General features: G+C 42.2%; 15 protein-coding genes. 7 read left to right on the top strand and 8 right to left on the bottom strand.

The window, feature by feature from the left end:
• Positions 1 to 14 precede the first annotated feature (14 nt).
• The 4 genes from BN3912_RS07850 to BN3912_RS07830 all read right to left on the bottom strand — a co-directional run bounded on the left by BN3912_RS07850 (position 15) and on the right by BN3912_RS07830 (position 5,137).
• Positions 15 to 476: an HU family DNA-binding protein gene (locus tag BN3912_RS07850; RefSeq protein WP_016665119.1), complete on the bottom strand. Its 462-nt coding sequence runs from the start codon at positions 474 to 476 to the stop codon at positions 15 to 17.
• Between the two features lie 762 nt (positions 477 to 1,238).
• Positions 1,239 to 2,744 carry a tetratricopeptide repeat protein gene (locus tag BN3912_RS07840; protein ID WP_023983030.1) on the bottom strand — a complete coding sequence of 502 codons (1,506 nt, stop codon included), beginning with the start codon at positions 2,742 to 2,744 and terminating at the stop codon, positions 1,239 to 1,241.
• Positions 2,745 to 2,982: 238 nt separating this feature from the next.
• The gene (locus tag BN3912_RS07835) at positions 2,983 to 4,557 is read right to left on the bottom strand and encodes an Rne/Rng family ribonuclease (RefSeq protein ID WP_004370416.1); all 1,575 of its coding nucleotides are present in this window, start codon (positions 4,555 to 4,557) and stop codon (positions 2,983 to 2,985) included.
• Positions 4,558 to 4,858: 301 nt separating this feature from the next.
• Positions 4,859 to 5,137 carry an HU family DNA-binding protein gene (locus BN3912_RS07830; RefSeq protein ID WP_016665122.1) on the bottom strand — a complete coding sequence of 93 codons (279 nt, stop codon included), beginning with the start codon at positions 5,135 to 5,137 and terminating at the stop codon, positions 4,859 to 4,861.
• 287 nt (positions 5,138 to 5,424) lie between these two features.
• Between BN3912_RS07830 and dinB the strand changes: the two genes are divergently transcribed.
• The 7 genes from dinB (at position 5,425) to BN3912_RS07795 (ending at position 11,739) form a co-directional block, all read left to right on the top strand.
• On the top strand, positions 5,425 to 6,570 hold the full coding sequence (gene dinB, locus BN3912_RS07825; RefSeq protein ID WP_051403414.1) for a DNA polymerase IV: 1,146 nt from the start codon (positions 5,425 to 5,427) through the stop codon (positions 6,568 to 6,570).
• A gap of 191 nt (positions 6,571 to 6,761) precedes the next feature.
• Positions 6,762 to 8,213 (top strand): pyruvate kinase, encoded by a 1,452-nt coding sequence (pyk, locus tag BN3912_RS07820; protein WP_004370410.1) that lies wholly within the window; start codon positions 6,762 to 6,764, stop codon positions 8,211 to 8,213.
• Between the two features lie 296 nt (positions 8,214 to 8,509).
• Positions 8,510 to 9,307, top strand: coding sequence for an RsiV family protein (locus tag BN3912_RS07815; protein ID WP_023983028.1), 798 nt, complete (start codon positions 8,510 to 8,512; stop codon positions 9,305 to 9,307).
• The gene (rsmG, locus tag BN3912_RS07810) at positions 9,304 to 9,930 is read left to right on the top strand and encodes a 16S rRNA (guanine(527)-N(7))-methyltransferase RsmG (RefSeq protein ID WP_036858878.1); all 627 of its coding nucleotides are present in this window, start codon (positions 9,304 to 9,306) and stop codon (positions 9,928 to 9,930) included. Before BN3912_RS07815 ends, rsmG begins: the two co-directional genes overlap by 4 nt.
• Before the next feature lie 35 nt (positions 9,931 to 9,965).
• On the top strand, positions 9,966 to 10,610 hold the full coding sequence (locus BN3912_RS07805; RefSeq protein WP_023983026.1) for an MBL fold metallo-hydrolase: 645 nt from the start codon (positions 9,966 to 9,968) through the stop codon (positions 10,608 to 10,610).
• A gap of 15 nt (positions 10,611 to 10,625) precedes the next feature.
• A complete protein-coding gene (ruvC, locus tag BN3912_RS07800) occupies positions 10,626 to 11,195 on the top strand; it encodes a crossover junction endodeoxyribonuclease RuvC (protein ID WP_023983025.1) in 570 nt (189 codons plus the stop codon).
• A 73-nt stretch (positions 11,196 to 11,268) separates the two neighbouring features.
• Positions 11,269 to 11,739: a hypothetical protein gene (locus BN3912_RS07795; RefSeq protein ID WP_023983024.1), complete on the top strand. Its 471-nt coding sequence runs from the start codon at positions 11,269 to 11,271 to the stop codon at positions 11,737 to 11,739.
• On the opposite strand, the gene BN3912_RS07790 is transcribed toward BN3912_RS07795, so the two are convergent.
• The 4 genes from BN3912_RS07790 to BN3912_RS07775 form a co-directional block, all read right to left on the bottom strand.
• Positions 11,729 to 12,946 carry a DUF6057 family protein gene (locus tag BN3912_RS07790; RefSeq protein ID WP_230204679.1) on the bottom strand — a complete coding sequence of 406 codons (1,218 nt, stop codon included), beginning with the start codon at positions 12,944 to 12,946 and terminating at the stop codon, positions 11,729 to 11,731. The genes BN3912_RS07795 and BN3912_RS07790 overlap by 11 nt on opposite strands.
• On the bottom strand, positions 12,892 to 14,958 hold the full coding sequence (locus tag BN3912_RS07785; protein ID WP_230204678.1) for an alpha amylase C-terminal domain-containing protein: 2,067 nt from the start codon (positions 14,956 to 14,958) through the stop codon (positions 12,892 to 12,894). The genes BN3912_RS07790 and BN3912_RS07785 overlap by 55 nt, the downstream gene beginning before the upstream one ends.
• A gap of 28 nt (positions 14,959 to 14,986) precedes the next feature.
• Positions 14,987 to 16,099 (bottom strand): hypothetical protein, encoded by a 1,113-nt coding sequence (locus tag BN3912_RS07780; RefSeq protein WP_023983021.1) that lies wholly within the window; start codon positions 16,097 to 16,099, stop codon positions 14,987 to 14,989.
• A gap of 125 nt (positions 16,100 to 16,224) precedes the next feature.
• Positions 16,225 to 16,407, bottom strand: a complete 183-nt coding sequence (locus BN3912_RS07775) for a hypothetical protein (protein ID WP_023983020.1) — start codon at positions 16,405 to 16,407, stop codon at positions 16,225 to 16,227.
• Positions 16,408 to 16,506: the final 99 nt, after the last annotated feature.

Here is a 16,506-nt window from a genome sequence, read left to right as displayed (position 1 = left end):
GTTTTCTTACTACTTTATGGCTTTGGAGGCGTTTCGTTTTCTTTCGGTTTGTTTTCTTCCTCGGCAGCTTTCCACTCTTCCCAATGGATAGGCATACTGGTAAGCGTACGCGACATTACACGCTTGCCCTTTGCCCTGCCGCCCTCGTAATGGGTTTCGGGCAGGAAGCGCACACGCACGCCCACAATTTGATCTGCATTTACGTCTTTGGCATTGCTCACGCCGTTTTTGGCAGCAGTGGCAGTAAGGTAGAACGTACCTACGCCGTCGAGTTTTACCGAATGGCCCTGCGACATATAGTCGGCCATTACGCTACCTAATGCCGTGAGTACGGCAATCACATCGGCGGGGCTCACCGTAGACTCGGCGGCCAGTCGCTTTGAAATCTGCTCTGTGGAAATTTGCCTACCCACAAGCACGGCCTGCGGATACCACTTTCCGTTGATTTTTTTCTTTACTTTCTTGTAAAAAGCCATAGTCTTCTTTTTTAAATTAATTTTTCATATTTAGTTAATGTCGTTCTCGTAAAATAAGGGAATGATTATTCTCTCCATGCAGCGCTTATGCAGATGATTGTTCGGAAGTTCGCCGTGCGAGGAATGCTGTTATTCCCCCTGCCTGTTGTTTCATGGCCCTTTCGAGGATATTCCGTTGTGCCGCCTGCTGTGAACCACGGAGGTTGACGTTGTGAACCACGGAGGTTGAGGCTGTGAACCACGGAGGTTGACACGATGAACCACGGAGGTTGACGTTGTGAACCACGGAGGTTGAGGCTGTGAACCACGGAGGTTGACACGATGAACCACGGAGGTTGAGCACATCACTCTTTTAAGTTATTATTTTTCATCTTTTATTTGAAATTGCAGCCCATAGGATGGGCGCCGACTTTTATTTGCTCTCGCGACTACTCACGCAGAAACGGCACAAAGATATTCCAATTAAATCGTTTTTGCACGGTAAATTTATCAAAAGTATCATGCCGAGAGAAAGATTTGTCAAAAAAACATTTAAAATTATTACATTCTGCGAGGCTGCAAAAGTGCTGGCACACAGTTACTTACGCCAAAATTCCACATTTTGACATTTAGGGCGGGTATTATGACTGAAAAACAAAGAAAAAAGGTGTTAACGATTAGATTAGGCAGAAGAGAATGATTAAAAAGAGGGGGATTATCCATCTGCTGCATAATGGTATAATCCCCCCACTCTTCGGATATTTATTTTTTATTGCCTTTTCCCTACTTGTGGAGCTTCCGGATATTGTAACGCATCGTGCGGATGCTTCCGTTGGTTACCTCCATAGCACGGGCAATCTCGCTGTCTGTCATGCCTTTTTTCCAAAGATAAAAGAAGATTAAAGGTTTTGTGGATAGCTTTTGGTGGGTTTTATCCAGTTCGCTGAAAAAGTCTCTGTCGACAAATCGGGCGTAGCTGATATAGCTATCGAAGTCTGCGCGGTTCCAGTCTTTCATCGTTGTTTTACCCGTGGCAATATTTTCGAACAGCAGCTTGCCTTCTGCTATTTTACCAGTAAGCGTTGCCGGCATTTCCTCCATCTGTACTTTCAGCTTGCCGATTTGGTAGGCTTGCTGATAACTCTTTTGCTTGGCCCGATTTAATCTTTCTCTCACCGCTTTGAGGCTTTTTCTCACACCGACGTAGATAAGGAAGCCCAACACAAGGGCCACTACGACGATGAGGGCGAGCATGGTTCTTACCTGCTTGCGATGCTGCGCCTTCAAGAGGTTGCTCTCGTAATCTCTTTCCATTTGGTTTGCTTTGTTGCCCACAGTGATGCTATAGACTTTAGCAGCCTCGTTGAGCGAGTCGAGCTTTTCCAGTGTCTTGCTTTCCTGCCGATAGTTGCCCGTTTCTTTATAATAATATGCCAGTTTTCTGAAATAACGCCGCAAGGCAAACCGGTTCCAGTCGCTGGTCTTTTCCAGCGAGTCGGCTATGTGGATGCTTTTGGCCATGTGGAACTGCTCGTCTTTCGGCCGATGTTCACGCCGTGCGATACGAGCCAGATAAAGCTGAACCAAAGCCAGATTTCTTGATAAAGGAACTTGCTCGAAATAGTATTTTGCCCATTGCAATTGGTTGTGCCTGAAATAATATTGCCCGAACGTTTCGTAGAACTGCGGAACTTCGGTTGAATCGAAGTTAGCGGAATCGCGCATCACTTTATGGAAATAATATTCAGCACTGTCTTGCTGATTTTTCTCATCGTAAAGAACGTTCAGATTGTGGTTTCCCATAATAATGGCCGAAGTTACCTTGTATTTCTTCTGTAGTTGCAGGCCTTTCTTGACGCACTCGATGGACATATCGAGATTATCGAGCGACTCATAGATGGTAGCCAACTCATCATAAACTATATTATTGGTCCACGGTTGCTCAACATCTGCCACCACATTTCTGGCTCTCTCTAAACTGAACAATGCTTCTGCCGGCCTATCATAATAAGTACCCAGAATAAATCCTTGATAAGCATAAGCCTCGGCGATACGCATCTTGTCGCCATGTTTTTCAAGTATCGCCACGGAACTGGCGATGATAGAGTCGACTCCCGTGGGGAAGTCTATGGTATAATAATACTTACGGAACATGGCCTTGGCCTTGAACAGTTGCAATAATCCTACCGTCTTCTCTGAAGGGTGGTCGTTGGCGAAGATGCTGTCGACAAGGATGATGGCCGAGTCGGGATGCACCATGTGATTGGCATAATCTTCGATCTTCAGCATCAACTTTTTATCATTATTGCAGGATGCAAAGCACAAAACAGCACACGCCCAGAGTGCTAAGTAAAAAGGGCATTTAAAATTAGTCATAGTCTTCTTTAGAGTTTCGGTGCAAAGATAGTATTTATTTCTGTATTATGCAAGTACAGAAGTGTGGAAAGCAAAAAACAAGAGAGCGGGCCGGTTGCTATCCAACCCGGTGATATAAACTAAAAAGCCTGCCGCAAGTTTGCGGCAGGCTTTATTTGGTTTCTATTTCTTCTTTCATATCTATGAACTGATTTTGTGCATCATAGAACTCATATTGCAAGAATGCGAGCTTCTGTGAAGAAATAATGTGCACGCCCCATCCGTACTTCAGCTGCCATTTACGCTTGAGAGAAAATACTCCCTGATTGATGTAAGCTGCCACGTACGGATGCACGTGCAGATAGAACTTCTTGACGCCGATCTTGTTAACCAGTTGGTCAATTTTGCTTTCGAGCCGCTCTGTAAACAGTATGCTCGATCTTATCTTCCCGCTGCCGAAACATGTAGGACAGTTCTCTTCTACATTGACGTCCATAGCCGGACGCACACGCTGACGCGTGATCTGCATCAAACCGAATTTGCTCAACGGTAAGATGTTATGCCTTGCTCTATCCTGCTGCATGTTTTTGCACATTCGCTCGTAAAGCATTTGCCGGTCTTCGGCCAAATTCATGTCGATGAAATCTACAACGATGATACCTCCCATATCGCGTAATCTCAGTTGCCTTGCCAACTCATCGGCAGCACCTAAGTTCACTTCGAGTGCATTGGCTTCCTGACCTTTTTCGTTTCGCGCACGATTTCCGCTATTTACGTCTACCACATGCAGAGCTTCGGTATGCTCGATAATCAGATAAGAACCGTGCTTGTAGTTTACGGTTTTGCCGAAGCTCGCTTTTATCTGCTTCGTTACGTTGAAGTTATCGAAGATAGGCACCTTACCTGTGTACATCTTGACGATGCCCGCTTTGGCAGGGGCAATCAATGTTACATAGTCTTTTATCTCGTTGAACGCGTCTTTGTCGTTTACGTAGATGTTCTCGAAATTTGGATTGAAAATATCGCGTATCAACGCAATGGCTCTGCCCTTTTCCTCGAATACAAGCTGTGGTCTTTTTTGTGTTTTCTGAACTTTCACCAAAGCATCCTCCCAACGCTTTGCCAACACTTTAAGTTCTGCATCCAACTCTGCAACTCGTTTCCCTTCTGCAACCGTACGAACAATGACGCCACAGTTCTTCGGTCTTACACTATGAATGAGTTGTTTCAGACGCGCACGCTCCTCGCCGCTTTTGATTTTAGAAGATACGGAGACCTTATCACCGAAAGGTATAAGAACCAAAAAACGTCCTGCAAAAGACAGTTCCCCTGTCAGTCGGGGCCCTTTTGTGGATATCGGTTCCTTTACAATCTGCACCAAAACTTCCTGTCCGACGGTGAGCGTTTGCTGAACGCTTCCGCTTTTGTCTAAATCGGGCAGATGTGATGCCTTGGCAAACGGATAAAGTCTTTTCCTATCGCTTTGTACCTGTTTCAGATACTTTGCATAAGAGTTAAACTGACTTCCCAAGTCAAGATAATGAAGAAAGGCGTCGCGCTCATAACCTACATCCACAAAGCAGGCATTAAGTCCCGGCATGAGTTTCTTAATTTTTGCAATGTAAATGTTTCCAACAGAAAAAGAGGCCGACTTCGGCTCGTTCTGATACTCTACAAGGCGTTTATCCTCCAGCAGAGCGGTCGAAATTTCTTTCTCTTGGACGTCGATTACAACTTCGCTGGTCATATTACTTCATTTGTTTTTCTGTAATCTTCGGCACAAACGGTCTCGGATTACTCATATTAAAAAAGGCATGTCATAGCTCTTATGGCAGATACATTGACACGCCTCTATTCTGAATAGAACTATTATACTAACAATTATTTGCTCTTATGTCTATTCTTTCTTAATCTCTTTTTACGCTTATGCGTTGCCATCTTGTGGCCTTTCTTTTTCTTACCGTTTGGCATAGCCTAATAATTTAAATGTTATTTGTATGTTTACCTTATTTTCTACTCAACCGAAACAAGAAACGAATGTCGGTAACTTAGGCTTTCATTTCATCGATAAAACTCTTTGCGGGTTTGAAACTCGGCAAGTCGTGTGCTTCGATTGTCATGGTCGTATTTTTGAGAATGTTGCGTGCGGTTTTGGCAGCTCTATGCTTAATGATAAAACTTCCGAAGCCACGCAAATAAACGTTCTCCTTACGCTTAAGCAAACTCTCTTTAACTGTACTCATGAAACTTTCGATAACAACGGCCACTTCCTTTTTCTGCATTCCTGTAGAATTGGCAATCTCGTTAATGATATCAGCTTTAGTCATCGCTAAATATTTTTTGTTATAATAAATTACTATCCTTCGTTCTCGGTGTGCAAATATACGAGTTTTTTGGCTGATAAGGAAATTTATTTCGTTTTTTTTGATATTAGACAATCAAAAAACTCATTAAGACAAAAGTCTCGATATGCTGTTTCATGCAATTATGCGATACCAGCTACAGAAAACATCTGACTGAAATGTAAAAGAAACAGAGTTTTTTTATATGACATATTTATAATATATCATCGGATATATTTTGCCTGACAGGATGTTTTTGTTACTTTTGCAAAATGCGTTTCCGTGAAACCATAGAGCCCAACTCTCCCACTCTATCGAATGAACCTGTAAGGAAAATCATCCATATTGATATGGATGCATTCTTTGCGGCGGTGGAGCAACGAGATAATCCCGACCTGCGCGGTAAACCTATAGCTGTAGGATACGACGGTCCGCGAGGCGTCGTAACCACGGCAAGTTACGAAGCACGGAAGTTCGGCGTGCATTCCGCAATGTCGATAGCCAAGGCCAAGCAGCTATGCCCCCACTTGATAATCGTGCCAAACCGACGAAATGTGTATCGGGAAATATCCAACGAGGTGCATGAAATCTTTCAAGAATACACCGATTTGGTCGAACCGCTTTCTATCGATGAGGCGTTTTTAGATGTTACTCACAACAGTTTCAACATTTCGCTCGCCCAAGATATAGCGAAAGAAATAAAAGACAAAATCAGAAAACGGCTAAATCTGACCGCCTCTGCCGGCATTTCGTACAATAAGTTCTTGGCAAAAATCGCATCAGACTATAGAAAGCCCGACGGTTTGATGGTTATCCATCCGCACCGCGCACTGGACTTTATCTCAAAACTTCCCATAGAAAAGTTTTGGGGAGTCGGTCCAAAAACGGCACAGATCATGCATCACATCGGTATATTCAACGGAGCACAGCTTCAAGAAGTATCGTTGCATCATCTTATAGAAACATTCGGAAAGAGCGGAAACATCTATTATAATTTTGCAAGGGGCATAGACAATCGTCCTGTTATAGCATCGGCAATCCGCAAATCTGTCGGTTGCGAGCATACTTTTCTCGAAGATATACGTTTGAATTCTGCTATTCTGATAGAACTCTATCATATTGTTACAGAACTTTCTGGGCGTATATCCAAGTCTAAATTTAATGGAAGAACGCTGACATTAAAGGTGAAATTTGCCGATTTCACCCAAATAACACGGAGCAAAACCGTACACAAAGTACTGATATCCAAAGACGACATTCTGCCACTTGCTAAAGAACTGCTCGCCGAAGTAGACTTGACAAGACAATCGGTACGCCTGCTCGGTTTGTGCGTATCTAATCTTTACAACGATAACGATGACCATTCCGGCAAACAATGGGTTGAAGGTTGGCTTGATTTTTCAACAGACAAGCAATAAAAAGTACTAATATACTTTGATTTATCCGCGAAACTTCGTACTTTTGCACTCATAATTTACAGAATATAAATATATTGTATCGTTGCGCAAGAATATTATCGCGCGTCTAATATATTTATTTGGGAATTGTAATATATTCATTCACTCAAACATTATAAGAATAAATAAAAGGTCATTAAAACATACATATAATGAAACAAACAAAGATAGTATGCTCTATCAGCGACAGGCATTGTGATGTCGATTTCCTACGAAAACTGTTTTTTGCAGGAATGAACGTCGTACGTATGAATACTGCCCATGCCACTCGGGAGGGCATGGAAAACATTATAAAGAATGTACGAGAGGTCTCGCCCCACATCGGTATACTCATCGATACCAAAGGGCCGGAAGTACGAACTACCAATGTGGCGGAACCTATCAAATATAAGACCGGCGACATAGTTAAGGTTTTCGGTCGTCCGGAGATGGATTCGTCGCATGATATCGTAAATGTTTCCTACGCTGATATTGCCAAAGACGTAAAAGTAGGCGACGATATACTCTTCGACGACGGAGCTTTAGACATGAAAGTGATTGAGAACATTGGCCCTATGCTCGTTGCACAAGTGCAGAACGACGGTGAACTGGGTGCCCATAAGAGTGTAAACGTGCCGGGTGAACATATCGATCTTCCGGCATTAACGGAGAAAGATAAGCACAATATCTTATTTGCTATCGAACAAGACATCGATTTCATCGCCCATTCTTTCGTACGCAATGCTGCCGATGTAAAAGCTGTGCAAGACATACTCGACGAGCATAACAGCGACATCAAAATCATCTCGAAGATTGAAAACCAAGAAGGTGTAGACAACATCGACGAAATTATCGAGGCTTCTTACGGCATCATGATTGCCCGAGGCGACTTGGGAATTGAAGTACCCATAGAACGTATTCCCGGTATACAACGCGAAATCATCCGTAAATGTACCATCAAGAAGAAACCGGTAATCGTGGCAACACAGATGCTCCACACGATGATCAACAATCCACGTCCCACACGTGCCGAAGTTACCGACATCGCGAATGCCATCTACTATCGCACCGATGCCCTTATGTTGAGTGGTGAAACCGCTTCGGGCAAATATCCTCTCGAAGCAGTGCAGACAATGGCGCGCATTGCAGAGCAGGCCGAACAGGATAAGATACGTACAAACGACATCAATCCCTTTATCGATGGATGCGAAGATCAAAGGGAATTCCTTGCTCACTCTGCCATTGAATCTACCACACAATTGGGAGTTAAGGGAATTATCACCGACAGCGAAACCGGACAGACGGCCCGTAATCTGGCAGCATTTCGCGGTCCTACGCCCGTACTTGCCATCTGCTACAAGGAAAAAACGCAGCGTTGGCTGAATTTGAGCTATGGTGTAATTCCGGTATATCAAAAAGAACACACCACACCTGAACACACTTTCATTGCTGCAATCCGTATGCTTCGCCAAAAGGGATACATCGGACTCGAAGATAAGATAGCATATTTGAGCGGTAGCTTTGGAGAAGGCGGCGGTACAACACTCCTCGAGATTAACAAGGTAAGTCAGGTATTCGATAAATCCTACGAGTTCCACTTGCCTGATTATAGGAGCGCAAACTGATATTTATCGGGAAGAGAACACGCATTACCGTTCTCTTCCCATTCTTTCCGGTGCCCTTATAATACCCATTATCACCATTCATTATAGCGCGCTTACGGCTCTTTATTACCTGTCCCATAGCCCTATAATCGTTGCATGTGTGAAATAAGCAAAACAAACGATATGTCTATTGCCGTTACATGCCGTACATAATCTCCCCATCTCATGCTGACGTTATGGTTTTTTACCTTAAAAATATCTTATAAGAACATAGCAGTATGTAAATATTTTGTACCTTTGTCCGCAAATATATAAATATGAAGTATCTGTTAACGATAGCCCTTACGGCATTGTTAGTATGTTCGTGTAGTAACAAAAACAAGTTCGACATATACAAAAGCGGATTGGAAATAGACTCCATATGCGTGGATTCTACGATTGCGCTTACTTCTGAGGCTCATTCCCCAAAATGTGACGTGTCGTTGCACGTAATATATGTGAAAGGAAAGAACGATAAAAAAATCAATCACGAGATAATCAATTCGGGTATTTTAATGTCGGATTATCTTATCGGTAATCCTCAACAGGCAGACATGAACGCAGCTGTCCATGCTTTCGCCGCACAATATATTGCCGATTATAAGAAAGAATATGGCGATTTATACCGCGATGACAGGCAGAATGCCGCCTCGTATAATTGTTCTTATATACTGAAAACATCCGTTGAGATGCCGTCTGAAGGTATATTAACTTATATCTCCAAACTTTATATGTATGCCGGAGGCGAGCACGGGATTAATCAAACACTCGTTAAGAACATTGATCTGAAGACCGGTAGTACAATCAATTTAAAAGACTTATTTGTAGATGGTTACAATGCAGCTCTTAAAGATATTATTATCGAACATCTGTTGAAGAATTTCAATCTGAACAGTATTGATGAATTGAAGAAAAAACATATCTTTGCCAACGATTACATATATGTACCCGAAAACTTCATGATCGATGATGATGCTATTACGTTTATCTACTGCGAAGACGAGATCGCTCCGCACGATGTAGGCGAAATAAGGATAAAGATAGATAAAAGCGAAATCGGAAAACTACTTAAATGACAATGGAAATCATCAGGAAATATTTCTCTAATCTGACCGACGAGCAGCAATATCAATTCGAACAACTTGCGCCGCTCTACGAGGAATGGAATGCAAAAATAAATGTTATTTCACGTAAGGATATCGATCATCTTTATGAACATCATGTGCTCCATTCGCTTGCAATAGCCAAAGAAATCAGCTTTGTTTCGGGCACAACGGTTCTTGATGTGGGTACCGGCGGTGGCTTTCCGGGCATTCCGTTGGCAATACTTTTCCCTAATTGCCGCTTTAAACTAATAGACAGTATAGGCAAGAAAGTAAAAGTAGCAGCCGAGATTGCCACCCATATCGGTCTGAAAAACGTCGATACGGAACATTTGAGAGGCGAAAACGAAAAGGGAAAATACGATTTTGTGGTAAGCAGAGCCGTAATGTCCTTGCCCGATATGGCTAAATTAATCCGAAAAAACATTTCGTCTAAGCAGGTTAACCCGCTTCCCAACGGGCTGTTGTGCCTAAAAGGAGGAGACTTGACAGCGGAGATTAGGCCTTTTAGAAATATCGTTCAGGTAACTCCTATCGCCAATTGGTTCCAAGAAGAATGGTTCAAGAAGAAAAATGTGGTGTATCTACCTTTCTGATCCTTGGAATATGTATGTAACTGAAAATATAGAATATGCTGAATATTAAGCGAATTGTATGCAACATGATCCAAGAGAATTGCTACATTGTCAGCGACGACTCTAAGGAATGTATCATTGTAGATTGCGGAGCGTATTATACGAACGAAAGGAAAGCCATTGTGGAATATATCCGCAAGAACGAACTTACTCCGAAACATCTTGTTGCTACCCACGGCCATATAGATCATATCTTCGGCAACAATACTATTTTCGAAGAGTTTGGATTAAGGGCAGAAGTGCATACCGCAGATAAGTTTCTCATCGAACTGGCGGCTTTTCAAGCAGAACAGATTATGGGTGTAAGGCTCGAATACGATATGCCTCCGATCAGAAAATACCTGACCGACAAGGACGTTATCGCTTTCGGAAACCATATATTTACTATTATCGAAACGCCGGGACATTCGCCGGGCAGCATCTTCCTGTATTGTGAAAAGGAGCATGTTGCATTCTCTGGTGACACTCTTTTTCACTACTCTATCGGACGGACAGACTTGGAAGGCGGCTCAATGTTCCAAATAATACAAAGCATCAGAATGATATGTCAGCTTCCGGATGATACTGTAATCTACCCGGGGCACGGCGATAAGACGACCATCGGCATAGAATTGGCAGGCAATCCTTATATGGATAGATAGACGTTTAAGAAAATTATGAACAGCAGACAGGCTGAAAAAATTATATTAGGAATAGATCCCGGGACCAATGTTATGGGCTATGGAGTCATCAGAGTTTATGGCCGGACTGCCCAAATGGTAGCTATGGGGGTTATAGATATGCGACGGGAACTTGATCCGTATATCAGATTGGGCAAGATTTTCGATCGGGTAACCGGTATTATCGACGAGTATCTGCCTGATGAAATGGCAATCGAAGCCCCGTTCTTCGGCAAAAACGTGCAATCGATGCTCAAGTTAGGACGTGCACAAGGTGTAGCTATCGCCGCTGCAATTCACCACGACGTGCCAATACACGAGTATGCACCGCTGAAAATCAAAATGGCTATCACCGGACAAGGACAGGCCAGCAAAGAGCAGGTTGCCGGTATGTTGCAACGATTGCTTCGTATCAACGGCGACGACATGCCAAAATTCATGGATGCAACAGATGCTTTAGGGGCTGCTTACTGCCACTTTATGCAAATGGGGAGGCCGCAGGCAGAGGACCATTACCACGGATGGAAAGATTTTATACATAGAAACCAAGACCGAATAAAGAATTGAACATTTACCGTAGCGGTGATAGTTTATATTCACAAAAGAATTAATTAACAAAAATATATAAATGAAGAGAATTATGAAGAAAATAGTAGTAATGATTGCACTGGGGCTGTTGGCTGTCTCTAATGTGTCTGCACAAGAGATATTCAAGGAAGTTAAAAACATTATGAAACAGCAAGAAAGGATTAAAAACGATACGACCAAGGATATTGAGGAAAGGAAAATTGCAACATTCAAATGGGACGCTATTTATTATATGCTGATGAAAGCTGCCGAGTCGAAGACGTTTACAGAGTATGAGCTCGGACAACAGACAGATGCTATGATCGAGTTTGTAAACCTTTATCTCAAACGTCTTTCCAACTCAAAGAAGAAAGACGATAAAGAAATAATTATGGCAAACTTCAAGAATGCGACAACCCATAATGCATTATTCAACGATATGGACAAAGAAACTGTTTATGCCTATGTAGATAATGCCAAATATCTAACCCAATTCTCTGTCGATACCGATTGGGTAAAAGCATTACGTGAAGTTAAGAAGTAGCATATAGATAATAGTACCAATAGGTTTTTCCATAGATATCCCGAACGGCATTCACTCGTTCTGCCCGTCTGGGATATTTACGATTTAAATCTTGGAAATCTTGAAAATCCGTATCCATCACATTGCTATGATAGACGATCTTCGGGTTGGAACGCAGATGGGTATATAAAATCAAAGCCTCTCGATAATGCTTCGGCAATGTGCCCTTTATGTCGTAATACTTCGATATGTTATTTACAAAAGCATCGAGTTTCTTATCAAGCAGATAACCGCAAAGCAGATAGTCTGCTGCTGCTTTCTTTGCAAGATGATGTTTTTCTATATATTCAAGGTATTCCAACGGGCTTAACTTCTGCCTCAATACAACGCCCACATTACGGTATATCACGGCTTCCGGTAACATAAATGTTCCTACATTATTATGGGGAAGCAACGCTTTGGAACCTCCTATCAGCGGATATTCGAAGAGATATTCACCCAATGTTCCTTTTTTAGAAAGGGCAAAAGCCCTCAACATCGTAAGCGAAGAGTCTGTCTGCAACGTATTCCTACCCGTAGCTAATGCTTCATTATAGCCGTTATCAAGCAGACTTTGCTCCATATGGGCACGATAATGAAATACTTCGTTATGACTGCTCACGGTGCCTACCATAAAAAACATGAGGAACATCATCAGGAAATCGCTCCATACAAATCTGCTAAAAAGGATTTTCGAACTGCTTTCACTCAAAGTCTTCAATCGATAACACGCCCAAAGAAGCATGCCATAAACAACGCTCAACAACAAAAACACCCATCCGGATACACCGAAACATATCTGATTGGCAGACTTAGCCTCTATATCGGTGATAAAAGCCAATACCAACAATGACGGGAAAAACGTTAAGGAATAACCAACTTTCCCTGTCTTTATCACAGAAGCGATGCCGATGTGAAGCAAGTAAAGTACTATTGTAATAAGTACAGCTCCTATCTTTCTGTCGTATTGTGTGCGTCCGGAAGATAAGATATGTTGGGCAACAGCGAGAATGTCTGCCTGATAATAATACAGATAGACGAACGTAAAAACGATAAAAAGAATAGCACACGAAAGTCTTATTACCTTTGTGCTATTCCCGAAGTTTCGCATATAATTATTCAAAATCCGTATCTTTAATTCTTTTTCAATACTACTGCAGAACGTGCCGGAATATATAATTTGAGCCATTCTTTGTGCTCATTGACATAAAGGGGATCATAGTTTGTCAAGTGAGTCATTGTGTCATCGGCCAATCCATTACCGCCAAAATCCTTGGAGTCAGTATTTAATACAACGCTATAACTACCCGTCGGCACAAGAAAACCATAGTCGGTATAAGAACGTATAGGCGAGAAATTGAACACAAACACCAAATCTCCCCTCATGAAACAAAGTATCTGATCGCCGTCATTATGCCAGATTTCATTGATTGCAGTTCTGTTAAAATTGCGTATACTCTTTATTATTTTTAGCATTTCTCTATCGAAATCGGCCAAATAATGATAATCCAAGTCTTTATTATCAACCAAGTTCCACTGGCGTCTTGCATATTTATAGCTCCAACCATTACCTTCGCGCGGGAAATCTATCCATTCAGGATGCCCGAATTCGTTCCCCATAAAGTTAAGATATCCCCCATTGATTGCCGACGCAGTAACAAGACGTATCATCTTGTGCAAAGCTATACCGCGATGTACCCGCTCGTTTTCATCCCCTTTCTTGAAGTGCCAATACATATCGGCATCAATAAGACGGAAGATAATCGTCTTATCTCCGACAAGAGCTTGGTCATGACTTTCACAATAGGAGATTGTTTTCTCGTCCGCACGCCGGTTCTTTACCTCCCAAAAGATACTGCTCGGTTTCCAATCTTCGTCACGTAATTCTTTGATGGTTTTTATCCAGAAATCCGGAATATTCATGGCCATACGATAGTCAAAACCATATCCGCCGTCTTCAAACTTAGCTGCCAACCCGGGCATTCCGCTTACCTCTTCTGCGATAGTAATGGCATGTGAGTTCACTTCATGGATAAGTTTGTTGGCGAGTGTAAGATAACAAATGGCGTTATCATCTTCGTGTCCGTTGAAATAATCACCGTAATTTGTAAAGGCTTCGCCCAATCCATGACTATAATAAAGCATAGATGTTACACCATCAAAGCGGAAACCGTCGAAATGGAATTCGGATAACCAGTATTTACAATTACTTAAAAGGAAATGTATGACGTCATCTTTACCGTAATCGAAACAAAGACTGTCCCACGCAGGATGCTCATGTTTGTCACCCGAATAGAAGTATTGGTTCGGATCGCCGGCAAGGTTACCGAGGCCCTCCACTTCGTTTTTAACGGCATGAGAGTGCACAATGTCCATAATTACAGCTATGCCATTGGCATGAGCTGTATCAATCAATTCCTTTAACTCCTCTGGAGTGCCGAAACGAGAAGACGGGGCAAAGAAAGAACTTACATGATACCCGAAGCTCCCATAATACGGATGTTCCTGAATAGCCATAATCTGAATGCAGTTATAGCCGGCACGGATTATCCTCGGCAACACATTATCTTTAAATTCCCTGTAGGTTCCAACTTTCTCGGCATCTTGACTCATGCCGATATGACATTCGTATATCAACAGCGGAGAAGTCTTCGGATGAAAAGTATTTTTCTTCCATACGTAAGGTACACTTGGCGCCCATACCTGTGCAGAGAATATTTTAGTATGCTCATCCTGTACAACACGTTGCGTCCAAGCAGGGATACGTTCTCCATAGCCACCCTCCCAATATACATGCATTTTATACAGATCTCCGTGTTTCAGAGCTTTGGCAGGAAGTTTCAACTCCCAATCTCCCGTCCCTTCTATACGTGTAGCCTTGAATTTGTCGGTCTCTTTCCAATCGTTAAAATCGCCGACTAAATATATTGCAGTGGCATTAGGTGCCCACTCTCTGAACACCCAACCGCGCGAAACTTTATGGAGTCCGTAGTATTTATAGCCATTTGCAAAGTCTGATAAACTTCTTTTTCCCTGTCCAGTCAGTGCATTCAACTTCCACAGTGCATGTTCATGCCGTCCGCGTATGGCCTCTTCAAAAGGTTCAAGATAAGCGTCTTTATTCACCAAACCTATATGTTCGGGTTGTTTATTCCTAATAGCAGCTTTCAAAACTGCGTTTTTTTTCGATGTTTTTTTCATTGCCATAGTCTGCTACGATTATTATTGATTACTCTTCGAAACGCCGTCCGCTTTCATAACGTCCCTTTTTCGTTATCTGTCCGTTACGATCTTTCTCAACGAATTTGCCGTTTCTTCTATCGTTAGAATACGAACCTTCAAAGCGTACTCCGTCTTTGGTTTCCTCTATAGCTGGCCCATTACGCAGTCCGTTCTTATATGTTCCTTTGAATTTACTGCCATCGGCATAGTGGATAACAACGTTTCCATCGATTTTTCCATTCTTAAAATTGCCTTCGAACACATCGCCGTTTCGCTTGATAAGTTTACCGCGCCCGTTCTGTTTATCGTTTTTCCACTGGCCCGAATACGAGTCTCCGTTTTTCCATGCCAATATTCCTGTTCCCTCTTTATCGCCTTCGTTGAAATGACCGGTATACTTATCACCGTTGGCATACTTAAAAATTCCCTCGCCTGTACGCTCGCCCTGATTGTAATCACCCTCATATATATCGCCGTTTTGAAACTTATATACCCCGCGTCCGTTCTGTATATCGTTCTTCCAATCTCCGTTATATACATCGCCGTCAGCATATCTGTTTACGCCTTTCCCCGACCGCTGATTATTCATCCACATACCGTCGTAAGTCGTTCCGTCTCCCCAATCAAAGAAACCTTTGCCGCTTTTTTGGTCGTTAGCCCATTGCCCTTTGTAATATGCACCGCTCGCAAAAGTATAAATCCCCTTACCTTGACGTTTGTCCTGATACCACTCTCCTTCATATTTATCGCCGTTATAATAATACATGGTGCCGTGTCCTTGTTGGTAATCTCGGAACCATAATCCCACATATTTATTATTATTGGCAAAATAATAGGTACCTTTACCGTGCTGCTGATCCTGATACCATTGCCCTTCATATTTCTCCCCGTCGGAAAAGGCATAAATACCATATCCCTGACGTTTACCTTTTACGTATTCTCCTTCGTAGGTATCGCCATTTTTCCAAAGCGTATTACCTTTACCGTTCGGCTTTCCGGAAACCATTTCGCCTTTATATACGCCCTTGTCATGTGTGATGCAAGAGCCCAAAGTAACCTTTTGTGCAGAGCTATATAATGAGAATAATAGCAATAAAGTTATAAATATCTGTTTTTTCACTTGTACAAGTTTTTACTTTTCATGGTCAAAAATAGGAAATAATTGCCACATGTACAAATAGATTAGTATTTTTTAATCATGTTTCCACTTTGCGCACATTCAAGCTAATTATACTACATACTTGACTATTTCTGCAGTAACGAATAATATTCAATGCGCCTCACGTACAAATGTTCCTCGGTGTAATACTTCATAACCGGCAGACTATCTACGTTTATTTTCTTCCCATCGGTGATTTGAATTTTCTCTTTACATCTCGCCCAATTATTGTGAGTATCGGAATTAGAATACACATATCTGTCTTTCATGTGCGTATTATAATACATAAATACATACCGCTATCACGCACTTTTTTAGGAAAAACGTCTGTTGATAGGGTGTTGTGAACATGCCCTCGACCTTTATAC

The organism is Prevotella phocaeensis (assembly GCF_900065875.1).
Classification (GTDB): Bacteria; Bacteroidota; Bacteroidia; order Bacteroidales; family Bacteroidaceae; genus Prevotella; species Prevotella phocaeensis.
This window is presented reverse-complemented; position numbering and strand designations above follow the sequence as displayed.